11 protein-coding genes and 2 pseudogenes are annotated in these 15,414 nt (G+C 47.0%); 5 read left to right on the forward strand and 8 right to left on the reverse strand.

From position 1 onward, the window contains the following. Positions 1–42: 42 nt before the first annotated feature. Positions 43–252, reverse strand: coding sequence for a LysR substrate-binding domain-containing protein (locus ACQ661_RS02595; protein WP_083847130.1), 210 nt, complete (start codon positions 250–252; stop codon positions 43–45). On the opposite strand from ACQ661_RS02595, the pseudogene ACQ661_RS02600 reads away from it, so the two are divergent. Beyond that, positions 219–1,139 (forward strand): annotated as a pseudogene (locus ACQ661_RS02600) (FAD-dependent oxidoreductase); the annotation flags it as partial. The gene ACQ661_RS02595 and the pseudogene ACQ661_RS02600 overlap by 34 nt on opposite strands. Positions 1,140–1,273: 134 nt before the next feature. On the opposite strand, the pseudogene ACQ661_RS02605 reads toward ACQ661_RS02600, so the two are convergent. From ACQ661_RS02605 to ACQ661_RS02620, 4 genes and pseudogenes are all read right to left on the reverse strand, one after another. Next, positions 1,274–1,465: pseudogene (locus ACQ661_RS02605) on the reverse strand (IS4 family transposase); the annotation flags it as partial. 457 nt (positions 1,466–1,922) lie between these two features. Next, positions 1,923–2,318, reverse strand: coding sequence for a rhodanese-like domain-containing protein (locus ACQ661_RS02610; protein WP_153826766.1), 396 nt, complete (start codon positions 2,316–2,318; stop codon positions 1,923–1,925). A 93-nt stretch (positions 2,319–2,411) separates the two neighbouring features. Continuing rightward, positions 2,412–3,155, reverse strand: a complete 744-nt coding sequence (locus ACQ661_RS02615) for a sulfite exporter TauE/SafE family protein (RefSeq protein WP_110076238.1) — start codon at positions 3,153–3,155, stop codon at positions 2,412–2,414. 2 nt (positions 3,156–3,157) lie between these two features. After that, complete coding sequence (locus ACQ661_RS02620) at positions 3,158–3,883, reverse strand: methyltransferase domain-containing protein (RefSeq protein WP_313932113.1); 726 nt, start codon at positions 3,881–3,883, stop codon at positions 3,158–3,160. A gap of 112 nt (positions 3,884–3,995) precedes the next feature. Between ACQ661_RS02620 and gloB the strand changes: the two genes are divergently transcribed. After that, complete coding sequence (gene gloB / locus ACQ661_RS02625; protein ID WP_313932112.1) at positions 3,996–4,739, forward strand: hydroxyacylglutathione hydrolase; 744 nt, start codon at positions 3,996–3,998, stop codon at positions 4,737–4,739. A gap of 44 nt (positions 4,740–4,783) precedes the next feature. Continuing rightward, on the forward strand, positions 4,784–6,400 hold the full coding sequence (locus tag ACQ661_RS02630) for a LysM peptidoglycan-binding domain-containing protein (protein WP_313932111.1): 1,617 nt from the start codon (positions 4,784–4,786) through the stop codon (positions 6,398–6,400). Here ACQ661_RS02630 and ligA read toward each other — a convergent pair. The 3 genes from ligA to smc all read right to left on the reverse strand — a co-directional run bounded on the left by ligA (position 6,397) and on the right by smc (position 13,046). Then, positions 6,397–8,457: an NAD-dependent DNA ligase LigA gene (ligA, locus tag ACQ661_RS02635; RefSeq protein ID WP_431667523.1), complete on the reverse strand. Its 2,061-nt coding sequence runs from the start codon at positions 8,455–8,457 to the stop codon at positions 6,397–6,399. The two genes, ACQ661_RS02630 and ligA, sit on opposite strands and share 4 nt — an antisense overlap. Positions 8,458–8,483: 26 nt before the next feature. Further along, on the reverse strand, positions 8,484–9,506 hold the full coding sequence (zipA, locus tag ACQ661_RS02640; protein WP_431667524.1) for a cell division protein ZipA: 1,023 nt from the start codon (positions 9,504–9,506) through the stop codon (positions 8,484–8,486). 69 nt (positions 9,507–9,575) lie between these two features. After that, positions 9,576–13,046 (reverse strand): chromosome segregation protein SMC, encoded by a 3,471-nt coding sequence (gene smc, locus ACQ661_RS02645; RefSeq protein ID WP_431667526.1) that lies wholly within the window; start codon positions 13,044–13,046, stop codon positions 9,576–9,578. 197 nt (positions 13,047–13,243) lie between these two features. On the opposite strand from smc, the gene cysZ reads away from it, so the two are divergent. Together cysZ and rimO are read left to right on the forward strand one after the other, a co-directional pair. Continuing rightward, on the forward strand, positions 13,244–13,981 hold the full coding sequence (gene cysZ, locus ACQ661_RS02650; RefSeq protein WP_431667528.1) for a sulfate transporter CysZ: 738 nt from the start codon (positions 13,244–13,246) through the stop codon (positions 13,979–13,981). Positions 13,982–14,049: 68 nt separating this feature from the next. Continuing rightward, the gene (rimO, locus tag ACQ661_RS02655) at positions 14,050–15,399 is read left to right on the forward strand and encodes a 30S ribosomal protein S12 methylthiotransferase RimO (protein WP_110076230.1); all 1,350 of its coding nucleotides are present in this window, start codon (positions 14,050–14,052) and stop codon (positions 15,397–15,399) included. The last annotated feature ends 15 nt before the right edge of the window (positions 15,400–15,414 follow it).

The following is a 15,414-nucleotide window of genomic DNA, read 5'->3' on the forward strand; positions in this document are numbered from 1 at the left end:
AAATATCAGGTATTACCGCATACCAGCACTTCTGTGCCAGACTCACCAACCATAGGCTTCATTTCTGATGATCTCTGTACACCAGTCAATAAAAGCACGAATAGCCGGAGAAAGATGGCGGCTTTGCGGATACAGGATTGAAATAGGTTCAGGGAGCGCAGTGACATCAGCTAACAGTCTGATCAACTGACCATTAGCAAGCTGCTCACAAAACCGGCAGCGCACATAGCGGCGTGGACATTCATGCACCACACGGTGTGCATTTGGCTCACATCCCTACACCTCCGATTGGCGGAGATGAATTACCGGGCTCAGGCGCTATTATGCGACCGGCTTTGGCGAAAATTCTTGCAGAGAAGACCCGGCAGGCTGGTACTAATGTTAAACTCGGTATCACATTCTCTAAACTTGAAAACTCAGAGAATGGCGTTGTTGTCACCTTTTCTGATGGTACCAGCGCAAACTATGATCTAGTTGTCGGTTCAGACGGCCTACTATCGCAGGTGCGCAAAGCTGTATTTCCGAACGCTCAGCCGCCCGAGTACATTGGACAAGGTGTGTGGCGGGCAGTTTTGCCTCGGCTGCCAGAAGTAAACAACACCATGATGTGGGTAAGTCAGCATCTAAAGGTTGGCGTTAATCCAATGTCAGCTGATTCTATGTATCTTTTCCTGACAGAAAATCGCGTAAATAACGATTTTATCGAACCGTCGACTTTTTTGTCTGGGCTAAAAGAACTCTTAAAAGCATTCCCTGCCCCGCTGGTGCAACAAATGGCTTCGATGTTAAATGAAACTTCGTTAATCCAGTATAGACCACTGGAACGTGTGCTAATGCCGGCGCCTTGGTACAAAAATCGGATCGTGCTAATCGGCGATGCAGTTCATGCAACAACACCTCATTTAGCTTCAGGTGCCTGTATTGGCATCGAGGATGCATTGGTGCTTGCTGAAGAGTTAGCTACAAAGCACACCGCAGAACTCGCCTTAGCCAGCTTTCAGAAAAGACGCTATGAGCGCTGTAAAATGGTGGTCGAAAACTCTGGTCGCTTAGCACAAATTGAAATTGAGGGTGGCAACAAAGAGGAGCACACACAAATTATGCGCAGCTCTCTTCAAGCTCTCGCCCAACCGATTTAGTGGTCCTTTCCCCCTGGGAGGAAGCGCATGGCCTGGTTGTGCGCTTTTGTTGAGATGGTGGTCTACCTGTTTCAGTTTTGAAGCAAACCCGCATAGCCTGCATCAGACCATCAAATTGCAACGAAGCGCTACTCTAATAAGTTCAAACGTGACTTGGATTTGGTGCCGTGCAAGTCACTCCCTAAGCCATAGCGCGGGCTTTTTTGGTCTCGGAAGCTTTCTTCAATTTGCATCCGGCTGCTGTAGCATTTGGCGATTTTATCCGCATAGTCAAGACACTCAGGTAACGATGACACCAATAACCAGGGTTCTTTGTAAGATTTATTTTAACTTAATGCTGCGCTCTACTACTTAAAACACACCTATCCAGAGCGTGACGACAAACAAACGGCCGCCTTGCGCTTACAACGGAGCGGATACTGTTAGATGAGGTATACCTACAACCACCGCGTTAAGGTCTACCGCTCCTGCGCTGTTGGTTCGTGCTACCGGGCTGCCCAACCTATCTGTATGGATAAAGGTGGTTGTTGCCTGGCGGTCCTCAGCGATAAGCCTATTGCCAAGGTAAATGTAGTTCGTTTGAACGCCGTTGTCTTCGCTCAATAACAGCTGCCCCGACCGGCTGTAGAGATAGTAGCGGGTATCACCGTTGCCCGCCACCTTAACGCGGCGGTTGTGGCCCTCGTAGGCGTAGTTCTGCCCACTGCTGGCAACCTATATTGCTAAATTGAGATAGAGCCAGTTCCTCAAACTGACTTTGTCACAACTAAGCCTTCACGTTGATTACTCTCCAGCAACTTGCGGATATTTAGCTTCCTCCCATGCATTCATGCCACCTGCTACTGAAATCACCTTATCGGCATCAAATCCCATCCGTAACAAAGATTCTGCTGCCAGCGCCGAACGTCCACCACTACGACAAATTAAATACAAGGGTTCAGCTGCAATACGTTGTAAGGCATCATCGTAGCCAGCTACAGCCGGATGCTGGTTAATTTGCATTTCTAACACGCCTCGTGGCATGTTTACCGCTTGCCGAATATGGCCAACGGCATACTCAGCAGGTTCCCGCACATCAATCACTCGGGCACCTTCGGCAATTTTTTGTTGCAAGGTATGGACATCGATTTCTTTAACATTAGCACGAGCTCGTGCACACAAATCTTGGGAATTAATCATGATCATTTCTCCATAATGTACATTGTTTAACCAGCTATTTTGGAGTTCTTTTGAACCCTGTTATCTTTGCTAAACAGCAGTTGCTTCAGTCACCTACAAACTTTGCCAGAGCACAAAAGCCGCCATGATCACTAGAAACACAGCAAACCCCTTTTGCAATGGTGCAGTGGCAATCCGTTTTCCTAACCAACCACCAGCATAACTACCAACAATACCGCCAATAATCACCACAGTAATAGCTGGCCAATCGAACTCAAAACCCTTAGCTATTAGGATTTCGTAATATTTGAAAAAGCCTACAAAAGATTTTAGCGCAATAATCACCAAGCTTGTTGCCACTGCAGCAACTAAATTAAGTCCGCCAAGTAAGACCAAGGCTGGCACAATTAAGAAACCACCACCTACTCCGACGAAGCCAGTAATAATACCAACCACGGTGCCTTCAATGATGATCTTTACAGGATTGATTGCTACTGGCGCAGGATTTACGGCAGCTCGTTTACGCCACATCATGACCGCTGCTAGCAGCATTAGTATCGCAAAAGTAACCAACTGAATGGTTGGGTTTAACAAACCGCCCAGCCAAGCACCGGCATAGGTTCCTACCATTCCTGGGATACCAAAAAAGGCCACATGCCGCCAGCTAATAATGCGTTTGGTTAAGTTCGGTATCGATGCTCCCAAACTGATCGCTCCAACGATTAATAAAGATGCGGCAATCGCCATATCTGGAGCAAAACCAAGTAAATACAACAACACAGGGACGGTAAGGATAGAGCCGCCTGAACCAAACAATCCCAAACTCAAACCGATAATTAGTGCCGCTAAAATTGCCATTACTACTCCACTCTATTTGCCACTGGCATCTGCTTCAGTTTCGCTTTTAAGGGTGCCCGTTGGCGGGTTAGCGTCAACGGCATTTCACGCTTACGCGCCACCACCAGATACATGCTACCCAGTTGCGGAAACCACTGATAAAGACGCTGCAAGACACTATTAGCTGGGTTTAAACGCTCAATAAATAAACTTGGAACAAAATACTCGCTGGTGATTATTTCAAAGTTTAACAGCGCAAGCCAGTCATTAATTCGCGCTTTGCTAAAATAACGTCCACACCACGGAAAACGATCACCTCGCCCAGGCCAAAGACCTGGCAATAATGCGGGACTAAAAGGATTGAACCCTACCAATATCAGATACCCATCTGCAATTAAACTACGACTCATCTCTCGCAGTACTTGATGCGGATCACGCTCAAATTCAAGCTCTGCAACCATGAGAATGGCATCCAGACTATGTTCGGCAAAAGGCCAATGATTGGTGTCAGCCAGCACTTCTGCTGGCAACTGTTTAGCGACTTGGAGTTCGTGTCCGATGCGTATTTGGGTCAGTTGTAATTGCTGCGCTAACTGGCCGACACGAACAAAATGGTAACCAAACATTTTGGTCAAATGAGGATCTAGTTGCTGTTCGATTTGTTCGCGCAGCCAAATGCCATGAACAAGCTGCTGCCAATCAGTCGGGCCTGCTGCGATATCAGGTCGCAACGCCGGTTCAAACCACATATTGATACTCCTAAGTTAGGCTCCATTCAGAGTAGACTTTAATCAAACAGTTATTCAAGCGATAATCTGGTGAAAGCGTAATCTAATGCGACTTACCTGATGGAGATTCTTTATGTTAGTTTCAGCTATCCCAGCCTTTAATGATAACTATATTTGGGCTATTCAAGCACGGGTGGGGTCGGCTGCGGTTATTGTTGACCCTGGTGACGCTGAGCCTGTCCTTGCGTGGCTTGCAGAACAACAAGTGGCATTGGCAGCCATATTAATCACCCATCATCATTGGGATCATACCGATGGCATCGCAGCTTTGCTGGAGGCTTATCCGCGACAGCCCATCCCAGTCTTCGGCCCAGATCCAGCCTTGGCAGCACCTTTAACCACACCAATTGCCTGCATTACCGATCCTTTGCATGATGGTCAGCTCTTCCGTCTCCCTGAGCTTGATAACCAATGGCAAGTCTTTGCCACACCAGGGCATACGTTAGATCACCTATGCTTTTATACTCCCGGTTACTTATTCTGCGGTGATACCCTTTTTTCAGCTGGTTGCGGACGCATGTTCGAAGGTACCGCTGAGCAATTTCAGCAATCTTTACAGTCTTTAGCTGAACTACCAGCTAGTACCAACGTCTATTGTGCACATGAATACACCGAGGCAAATTTGCGCTTCGCGCGAGCAGCTGAACCAGAGAATCAAGCATTGCTCATGCATCAACGATGGGTTAAACAGCAACGCCAGCAAGGATTAAGCAGCTTACCAAGCCAACTAGGGAAAGAATTGGAAATAAATCCATTTCTGCGAGCTCAGTCGGTCGCAGAATTTGCTCGATTAAGGCGCTGGAAAGACAACTTTTAATACCGTAAACTGCAATTTGCATTAATAATGGAAATAACTACAAGATGAATAAATGGCTGGCCTTAACACTCTGCGCATTAACCTCAGTAAGTACTGTAGGTTGTAACCTTACCGCTGATAACAAAACAGCTAGCTCTGCTGTGAATGTAAACACAGACCTAGCCAATGAGGTAGCAGAACCTGCAGAGCCTGTCACCACCACAAGTTCCCTGATGGTATTTACCGATCAGCCAACGTTTGAGTTAGAGCAACTAAGCCCACAACAAGAGGCCGATTTGTGGCAGCGTATTCGCCGCCAGCTAACCATGCAAGCTCCAGAAAATCAGCGACTCATTAGCCAACGCAACTGGTACATGAATAATCCACAGTATATGGAGCGAGTGGCTAAGCGCGCTGAACCTTTTATGTACATGATTGTGGAAGAAATTGAAAAGCGTGACATGCCATTAGAATTGGCTTTACTCCCTATTGTGGAAAGCGCCTTTGATCCCTTTGCATACTCCCATGGTCGAGCTGCTGGAATTTGGCAATTTATTCCAGGAACTGCACGCCACTATGGCTTGGAGATCAATTGGTGGTACGACGGTCGACGTGATGTTTATGCTGCAACTCACGCTGCTTTAGATTATTTAGATGCACTACAAAAACGTTTTGATGGCGACTGGTTGCATGCTTTAGCCGCCTACAATTCTGGTGAAGGGCGTGTCGCGGGCGCTATTCGTCGCAATAAACAGCAAAGCTTACCAACTGACTTTTGGGCCCTTGACTTACCTCGTGAAACTCGTGCTTACGTACCCAAATTGTTAGCCTTAGCTGATATTTTACGCAATCACGATGAGTATGCACAGCACTGGTTACCGATTGCCAATATGCCATTTTTGGCGGTGGTTGAAGCAAACGCTCAAATCGATTTAGCCAAAGCAGCTGAGCAAGCCGGCATAGATTTAGACACCCTCCATCACTATAACTCAGCCTATAATCGTTGGGCCACGGATCCTAACGGCCCGCATCGCTTATTATTACCGCTACCACAAGCAGAAACGTTACAACAATGGCTAAACAGCGCAGATGCTAGTGAGCTAGTGCAGTGGACACGCCACAAGGTAAAGCAGGGTGAGAGCTTATTGGTGATTGCAAAACGTTATCACACCACTGCCCAAGCCATTCAACAAGCCAATAATATTAATGGTCATATTATTCGCGCTGGTGATCATTTATTAGTGCCGGTGGCCACTCGCGATTTAGACGATTACAGCTTGTCCGCAGATCAGCGTTTAGCAAGTACCCAAGCACAAACACGCGGAGCTTATAAAATAGAGCATACTGTGGTCAGCGGAGATACTTTGTGGGATATCAGCCGTGAATACGAAGTGAATTTACGCTCGTTGGCGAGCTGGAATGGTATGGCGCCAACCGACCCTTTGCGCCCAGGTAAAACGTTGGTGGTATGGTTACCGCAACAACAAAAAGCTAGCGGTGTAGTCCGCAGTGTACAATATAAAGTTCGGGCCGGTGATTCCCTTGCTCGCATTGCCTCGCGCTTTAATGTCAGTATTCAGGATATTGAAAAATGGAACCAAATTAGTCGCAGTAAATACCTTCAGCCGGGACAACAACTTAAACTGCTTGTTGATGTCACCCGGCTAAGCTCACAAAGTTAATCTGGCTGTATTAACTGAATTAAATCATCTTCGCTGAGTACACTCACACCGAGTTGCTCAGCTTTGGCTAATTTTGAACCCGCATTATCGCCTGCAATCACTGCCGTCGTTTTTGCTGATACACTTCCCGCAACTTTAGCTCCTCGCGCCTGCAAAGCTTGCTTAGCTTGGTCACGCGTTAATTGGGTCAAAGTGCCAGTTAACACGTAAGTATGACCTACCAATGTAGCCTCGCTGCTACTCAGTTTAGTCACCGCCGGCCAATGAATGCCAAGTTCAAGCAATTCGTCAATCACCTTTTGATTATGCGGCTCTCGAAAGAACTGAAAAATATGGTTTGCTACCACGTGGCCAACATCACTAACCTGCTCTAACTCTTCTAAACTAGCCTGTTGCAAGGCCTCGAGTGACGCAAAGTGAGCCACTAAATTAGCCGCAGTAGCCTCGCCTACCTCTCGAATACCAAGGGCATAAATAAATCGAGCTAAGGTCGTAAGTTTACTTGCGGCAATAGCGGCTACTATTTTATCAGCCGATTTTTCTCCCATACGAGGTAAGAAAGCTAATTCACGAGTATTTAAACGGTACAAATCAGCGGGCGATTTCACCCACTCTTTGTCGACCAGTTGCTCAATTAGCTTATCACCAAGTCCATCGATATCCATTGCTTTTCGGGAGGCAAAATGTTTCAAGGCTTCACGCCTCTGTGCTGCACAAATAAGTCCACCTGTACAACGGGCAACTGCTTCGCCTTCTGCACGTTCAATATGCGATCCGCACACCGGGCAGTGCTGTGGAAATTGAATTGACTGGGCAGAGGCTGGACGCCTATCTAACACCACCTGTACCACTTGCGGGATGACATCACCAGCTCGGCGAATAATCACTGTGTCGCCAATATGGATATCAAGCCGAGCTATTTCATCGGCGTTATGCAGGGTGGCATTGGCGACCACTACGCCGGCCACGGTAACTGGCTCAAGCCTTGCTACCGGCGTTATTGCACCAGTACGCCCGACTTGAAAATCCACCCCTAACAGTTGCGTCAGCTCTTCTTGAGCCGGAAATTTCCATGCAATTGCCCAACGAGGTGCGCGCGATACAAAGCCTAAATTTTGTTGTTGACCAATATCATCAACCTTGATCACAACCCCATCAATTTCGTATCTCAATTCAGCTCGACGTTGCAAAATATCTTGATAGTAAGCATTAACACCATGGGCATCAGCAACCACTCTAATCTCATCACTGATGGGTAAACCCCATTGCTGTAGTTGCTGCAATCGCCCAAAGTGAGTGCCTGCGAGTTGTGTCTCATCACTGACCACACCCATACTATAGGCATAAAAATGGAGTGGCCGCTTTGCCGTAATAGTGGAATCTAATTGCCGCAAACTACCAGCAGCCGCATTACGCGGATTCGCAAACACTTTCTCACTGGCAGCTGCCGCTTGCTGGTTATATGAATTAAAGCCTTTTAGCGGCATAAAGACTTCACCACGTACCTCTAAGCGCTGCGGAAAATCTCCTTGCAGTTGCAGCGGTACATTACGTATGGTTTTAACGTTTTCAGTAATGTCTTCACCCGTTTGACCATCGCCACGAGTTGCGGCCCTAACTAATTGGCCCTGCTCGTATAGAATACTTACTGCAGCGCCATCAAGTTTAGGTTCGCAGCAAAAGCTGATTGCCTCTGCACTATCTAATCGTTCAGCCACACGTTCAGCGAAAGCGATAAATTCGGTGCTATCAAATGCATTATCCAAACTTAACATGGGTACTTCGTGAGTCACTTGGGTGAAAGCCGTTAAGGCCTTTCCACCTACTTTTTGCGTGGGTGAACTGGGGCTAGCTAGCTCTGGATGGAGCTCCTCTAATTGCTGTAACTCACGAAATAGACGATCGTACTCAGCATCAGGAACACTCGGCTGATCCAACTCATAGTATTCTTGATTGTAACGCATGATAAGTTGCACCAGCTGCTGATAGCGCAGTTGTGTATGGGTTGCGCTAGTCTGGTTGCTAGCATCTTGGTCAGCAAATAAATCGTTGGTCATAACTCACTGTCTTGGTCTGATTTGGCTTAAGCTTTACCACTTATCAGGCGCTTGCGTTCAAACTCTCGAATGCGCTGATGAATGTGCTGTGTCGCTTGACGAGTGAGCGGATTACGGTGCTCGTCTAACACTTGGCCTTGATCGATAGCAGCTGCCAATTTGACTGCGGCGTTATGCATCATGGTAAAGGCCGTCATCGAATTACTCTTTATCGGCAACGCTAAGAACAGGGCAACCCCGCCTGTGGTAAAAGTTTCTATGGTGTCTATGTTAAACGTGCCGGGATTATACATATTAGCCAAACTAAACAGCACAGGGCCAGTACCAGCAGTATCTACGTGCCGATGGAAAATATCAAAATCTCCATATTTAAATCCAAGCTCGGTCATTTGTTGCAACAACACGCTGCCTTCAATATGACCGACCACATGCAGCACAATAACTTCTTCTGGTTCTTCAGTTAGGACCGGCTCCTGCTCACTATGTTGTAACGGTAGTTCCATACTTTGCGGTGTTTCGGCCGGCGCTGAATCTCGGGGTTTTTTAACCGCGGCTGTTGCTTTGTCCGCAACCGAGCTCGCTGGCTGTTGACCTCGCGCAAACAAATCATCATGTTCAGCCCGAATCGGCGCCAAAGGCAGCTCGTCAGGTAATCCATCATCCGTAGCACGAATTGCCGAGGTATCGGACGCCACCGCAGGGATAGCCGCATCCTCGGCAGCCGTCGCTACCACGGCTGCTGACTGAGTTACAGAGGGCGTGGTTTCATTGGTTTGAGCTGGTTTATTAGCTTCGCTGGGGCGCGCTTTGGCGCCGCTTGTTGGCGCAGTAGTCTTGCTCTTGTTAGCACTAGCACTAGCACTAGCAATAACCCGAACCGCTCCTACGCCATCATCATCAAAGCCCCCTGAATCCACCTGTCGCCGTTTGTTGGCAATAGCATCTACTTGCTCACGCTGGCGTTTTTCATTCTTACGAATGGTCCACATACCATGAGCAATAATGGCAATAATTAATAACGAACCACCAATAATCAGCACTGTATTCATAACATGTGACTCATTTATGTCGATATTCCTGTTGTATGTTGCTCGCACTCAGGTGCATTGGATCGTACTCTAAGCCTCTGTTAATGCTACAGCTTGTTCAATATCTACAGCAACTAAGCGCGATACGCCGGGTTCTTGCATGGTAACACCGGCTAGATGCGAGGCCATTTCCATCGCGACTTTATTATGACTGATATAAATAAACTGCACACTTTGCGACATTTCTTCTACCAACCGACAAAAGCGTCCCACGTTGGCGTCATCCAAAGGTGCATCAACTTCATCCAACAAGCAGAATGGCGCTGGATTTAGTCTAAAAATGGCAAACACTAATGATAAAGCTGTTAACGCCTTTTCACCACCAGAAAGCAGGTGAATTGTACTATTTTTCTTACCGGGGGGACGCGCCATAATAGTCACTCCGGTTTCAAGTAAATCATCATCAGTAAGTTCAAGATACGCATTCCCGCCGCCAAACACTTTTGGGAACAGCTCTTGTAAGCCCTGATTCACGGCATCATAGGTTGCCTTAAATCGTTGTCGGGTTTCTTTATCTATGGTACGAATAGCTCCCTCGAGCGTTGCTAATGATGCCGCTAAGTCATCATTCTGCTGATCCAAATACTGCTTACGCTCAGCTAGTGTCTCAGCTTCTTCGATAGCTGCCAAGTTAATTGCACCTAAGCGACTGATAGCCTGCTGGATGCGTTCCAACTTACTTTGCCACTCGGTTTCGTTAGCATCCTCAGCTAACCCCTCAAGAATAGGTTTAAGTGACTGTTGCAAGTCAGCTAATACAGCTAAAATACTGCGGCTACGCTCTTGCACTGCAGCTAGCTCCATTTGCGTGCTTTGTACTCGCATCCTTGCTTGCTCAATCTTTGCCTGCACTCCTTGAGCACCGCTGGTCAACTGGCGTAACTGCTCTTCGTATTCATGCACTTTATTAGCTAAGTCGCGTCGTTGCTCGTCAATCAACTCGCGTTGCGCTAAGGTTTCTTCTAACGTTAGCGCTAACACTTCTACGTCAGTATCGTCATCCTGTTCTGGGTGCTTCAATTGCTGTAACTGCGCTTGGAGATGTTGCTGTTGCTGTCGTGCTCGTTGAGCTAACTGCTGATAATGCGTTAATTGTTGGCGCAGTTGTTGTACCTCACTTGCTTGCGTCATTTGCCTTTGTTGTAGGGCTGTTAATGCCTCACGTAAATGCTGACGTTGTTGTTGCAAGTGATTGCGTTGCGTTAACCAATGCTGCTCATCAAGTGGCTGCAACTGCTCCGTTGCTTGCTCACACTGCTCAGCTAATTGCTGCTGTTGCTGCTGGCCGGTAACGAGCTGTTGTAGCAACTGTTGGTGCTGCTGTTTGGCTTGCTGTAGACGTTGCTCCAATTGCTGCTGCTGATGTTGTTGCCATTGAAAACGCTCGTCTATCGAACGTAAATCCGCTTGATAAAGGTGCAAATTCTGTTTGGCCTGATCCAATTCCTGATGCCGGAGCTTTAACTCCTCCTGAAGTTGCTGTTTACGAAGGCTGGAATCTTGTAACTGCTGTTGTAATCGAGTTAGATCTGCTTCTACCTGCAATAACTGTTGCTGCTGCAAGAGCTTACTAGCAGCAGCATCCATTGTGCTGGCTTGATACCCTCCAGCTAACCATAGTTGCCCAGCTTGATTGATAGCACCTAGCCACTGGTTTTGCTGTAGCAACTGTTGCGCCTGTGCCGCATCATCAACGGCAGCAATGCAATGCAACCAGCTCCATTGTTGCAAAGGTCCGCTTACTAGCGCTGCCACACTCCCCTTTTGGGGCTGCTTTACTTGTAACTGTACCACTTGAGCACCAGCGAAGAGAGGCCACTCTGGCAACGGCTGCGTGATGACCCATGCCCCCAGCCAGGGCTGTACCAGTTGTTCTAGCGCTAACTGCCAGCTCTGTTCAACCTTCAGTAACTGTTGCACTTGCCCCAACGCTGGGCATTGGTGCTGCTGCAACCAATGTTGCACGTCCATGGTGGTCGCTTCATGCGTGCCTTGTTTGAGGGCTTGTTGCAAGGCACTTTGCAGGCCTAAGTTTTGTTGCTGCTGAGTTTGCTGCTGCTGGCGTTGCTGTTCAACTTGCTCAAACTGTTGTTGGTGCACATTCAGTTGTTCGGATAATGCTGCAACCTGTTGTTGTGCTGCATTAATCTGCTGCTGTAACTGCTGTCGCTGTTGATCCGTAGCGGCTAGGTTATAGTGCTCAAGTTCAGCTAGCAGTTGCTGTTGTTGCTGCTGATTCGCATCAATCGCTTCTGCACACTTAGCTACTTGGTCTCGTTGGCGTTCGTGTTGCAAATGTAATTGCTGTTGTTGCTGCAGCTGGTGCTGCGCCTGATTCAATGCTGCTTGATAATCATCTTGCCAAGCTAACCAAGCTTCTTCATGTTGTTCAAATCGGAGCTGAGCTTCAACCACTTGTTCATCAGTTAGCGCTTGCTCAGGTTCAAGTTCAAGTAATTGCGCGGCCAATACCTGCTGTTGAGCGTTATCCTGCGCCAGCGTTTCTGACAGTTGCGTTAATTCTTGTTGTAACTGTTGTTGTTGACGTTGTCGTTGCTGTCGTTGTAACTGGTGATGCTGCAACTGCTGCTCGAGCCGAGTTACCTCATTACCTAGTTGATAAAGCTGATGTTGTACCTGTTCTAACTGCTGTTTACTCTGTGCCGTTTGCTCGCGTAACTCAGTACTGCCTCGCTCACTACCTCGTTGCTCAGTTAGCCAGCGCTCTAATTCTGTGGTTTGTTCAGCTTGTTGTAGACGCAACTGTTCGGCTTGACGCTCCGTTGCTAACCAACGTAATGCTTGTAGCTCACTTTTATAACGTCGCTCTTGCTGTTTAAGTTCTTTATAACGGCGGGCTGCTGCGGCTTGTCGTTGCAGCTTGTCTAATTGACTGCCCAGTTCTTCACGGACATCGTTTAAGCGATCTAAATTGTCGCGAGTATGCTGCATGCGCGTTTCAGTCTCTCGACGCCGTTCTTTGTACTTAGAGATACCGGCGGCTTCTTCAAGAAAAACACGTAATTCTTGCGGCTTAGATTCAATCAGGCGCGAAATCATGCCCTGTTCAATAATCGCGTAACTACGCGGACCTAAACCGGTACCAAGAAATAAATCAGTGATATCACGACGGCGACATTTGCTCCCATTTAAAAAATAATCAGAGCGGCCATCGCGAGTTACTAGACGTTTAACAGAAATCTCGGCGTAATTTGCATACTCTCCTTGCATCCGTCCGGCGCTGTTATCAAACACCAACTCAACGCTAGCCTGTGATACCGGTTTACGTGCCGTTGAGCCATTAAAAATGACATCCGTCATGGCATCGCCACGCAAATTTTTGGCCGAACTCTCGCCCAGCACCCAACGCACCGCATCGATGACATTTGATTTGCCACAACCATTAGGGCCAACCACACAAGTCATCTGGTGTGGGAAAGGAACTTTAGTGGCATCAACAAAAGATTTAAAACCAACGAGTTTTATGTATTTTAAGCGCATTTATTGTCGTTATATTGTGAGCTCATACAAGTGCACATGGCCCCGTTAAAGATACAAGCAAAACCTTAGCAAATATTCCTGTTATTTGTAATCTATTTACTTATTTTCAAGCTTGTAACTTACCCTTACAATTTGACCTATAGAACGGCCATTGGGCAAGATATACTGCAATGGATAATTCAACTCAAGGATCAAGAATGACTGCCTACAGCGATTTTGGTGCCAGCTACGTGGCGCGCGGATTTGAATTAGCTTTTCAGCCGGGAGTAAGACGTTATGTGCTTATTCCTCTAATCATTAACATTCTCTTATTTTCTGTGGCCATTTACGCTACCTTTCACTACACCAGTATCGGTGTTACGCAATTGGTGGCTTGGCTACCCGAATGGTTACGTTGGTTAGAAATTTTACTATGGCCACTCATCGTGATTGGCGTGGTCTTGATTTTTGCTCTCACCTTTACCAGTGTCGCTAATATTATCGCCTCTCCTTTTAACAGCCTGTTGGCTGAAAAAGTAGAATATAAACTTACCGGGATTGTCCCTGTCGATGGCGGGGTTAGCGGTATGGTTAAAGATATCCCGCGCATTATTGGTCGCGAGTTTCAGAAAATCATTTATTTTATACCTCGAGCATTAGCCTTTGGCTTACTGCTTCTATTTGTGCCTATTATTGGTCAGGTTCTTTGGTTTTTGTTTAGTGGTTGGATGATGACCATTCAATACGCTGATTACCCGTTCGATAATCATAAGATAAGCTTCAAAGCAATGCGCCAAGAACTGGGTGCGCGCCAAGGTAAAAGCCTGTCTTTTGGCTGTTTAGTTGCTTTTTTAGCGACCATTCCGCTAGTTAACTTAATCATGATTCCAGTCGCAGTCTGTGGTGCCACTGCATTGTGGGTAGATCATATTAAGTTTAATCGGATCAGCTCGTAGCCATAGGCAACAAATAGCCGTGGGTGCTATAATCTGCGGCTATTTTATGAAACTTGCAGAGTGTTGGCATGAGTGTTGAAACCTTTACCCCTGAAACAGCCAATGATATTGGCGCAAAAATTGGCTTTGTTAGCCTCGGCTGTCCAAAAAACTTAGTCGATTCAGAGCGCATTCTTACGCAGCTGCGTACCGAAGGCTACGATATCGTTAACAGCTATAATAATGCCAACCTTGTTATCGTTAATACCTGTGGCTTTATCGATTCAGCCGTACAGGAATCGTTAGATGCTATCGGTGAAGCCTTGGCTGAAAATGGCAAAGTAATTGTCACCGGATGCCTCGGTGCCAAAGATGACGAGATTCGTGAAGTTCATCCTAACGTGCTAGCTATTACCGGCCCGCATGCTTATGAAGAAGTGATGGGGCATGTGCATAAATACGTGCCAACACCTGAGCGAGTTCCGTTTGAGAACTTAGTTCCAGATACTGGAGTTAAGCTGACTCCTCGTCATTACGCCTATTTAAAAATTTCAGAAGGCTGTAATCATCGCTGCACTTTCTGCATCATCCCATCCATGCGTGGCGATTTAGTCAGCCGTCCTATCGGTGATGTACTAAGCGAAGCCCAACGACTGGCAAATGCTGGTGTAAAAGAATTACTGGTGATCTCTCAAGATACCAGTGCTTACGGCGTGGATGTAAAACATAAGACCGGTTTTTGGGATGGCCAACCGGTTAAAACCAGCATGCTTGCTCTGTGCGAAGCCCTAGGTAAACTCGGCATCTGGGTACGGTTGCACTACGTCTACCCCTACCCTTCTGTAGACGATGTGATTCCACTGATGGCGGCGGGCAAAATTTTGCCTTACTTGGATATTCCGTTACAACATGCCAATAAGCGTATTTTACGCTTAATGAAGCGCCCAGGTTCAGCAGAACGCACGCTTGAACGTATTCAAAACTGGCGAAAAATCTGTCCAGACTTAACCATTCGTAGCACTTTTATCGTTGGCTTTCCGGGTGAAACTGACGAAGAATTTGAAGAGCTACTCCAATTTTTGCGCGATGCACAGTTAGATCGGGTGGGCTGTTTCACCTACTCTGATGTCGAAGGCGCCAAAGCTAATGATCTACCTGACCCAGTGCCAGAACATATTAAGCAAGAGCGTTATGAACGTTTTATGCAAGTGCAGCAAGAAATCAGTGCAGCTAGGTTACAGGCTAAAATTGGTCGTACTTTAACCGTTTTGATTGATGAGGTTGATAACGAAGGTGCTATTGGCCGTAGTTATGCAGACGCCCCTGAAATTGATGGTTTGGTCTACCTCAATGGCGAACACAACGTACAACCTGGTGACCGTGTTGAGGTGCTCATTGAGCATGCAGACGAGTACGATTTGTGGGGTTCTCTGGTTTAACCGTTAATACGGTCA

Source organism: Pseudidiomarina sp. WS423, from assembly GCF_050750165.1.
Taxonomy (GTDB): Bacteria; Pseudomonadota; Gammaproteobacteria; order Enterobacterales; family Alteromonadaceae; genus Pseudidiomarina; species Pseudidiomarina fusca.

Excerpts from the sequence above, each read along its gene's own strand:
- smc (WP_431667526.1), bottom strand. The coding sequence starts at position 13,046 with ATGCGCTTAAAATACATAAAACTCGTTGGTTTTAAATCTTTTGTTGAT.
- ACQ661_RS02620 (WP_313932113.1), bottom strand. The coding sequence starts at position 3,883 with ATGTGGTTTGAACCGGCGTTGCGACCTGATATCGCAGCAGGCCCGACT.
- gloB (WP_313932112.1), top strand. The coding sequence starts at position 3,996 with ATGTTAGTTTCAGCTATCCCAGCCTTTAATGATAACTATATTTGGGCT.
- ACQ661_RS02610 (WP_153826766.1), bottom strand. The coding sequence starts at position 2,318 with ATGATTAATTCCCAAGATTTGTGTGCACGAGCTCGTGCTAATGTTAAA.
- cysZ (WP_431667528.1), top strand. The coding sequence starts at position 13,244 with ATGACTGCCTACAGCGATTTTGGTGCCAGCTACGTGGCGCGCGGATTT.
- rimO (WP_110076230.1), top strand. The coding sequence starts at position 14,050 with ATGAGTGTTGAAACCTTTACCCCTGAAACAGCCAATGATATTGGCGCA.
- ACQ661_RS02615 (WP_110076238.1), bottom strand. The coding sequence starts at position 3,155 with ATGGCAATTTTAGCGGCACTAATTATCGGTTTGAGTTTGGGATTGTTT.
- ACQ661_RS02630 (WP_313932111.1), top strand. The coding sequence starts at position 4,784 with ATGAATAAATGGCTGGCCTTAACACTCTGCGCATTAACCTCAGTAAGT.
- ligA (WP_431667523.1), bottom strand. The coding sequence starts at position 8,457 with ATGACCAACGATTTATTTGCTGACCAAGATGCTAGCAACCAGACTAGC.
- zipA (WP_431667524.1), bottom strand. The coding sequence starts at position 9,506 with ATGAATACAGTGCTGATTATTGGTGGTTCGTTATTAATTATTGCCATT.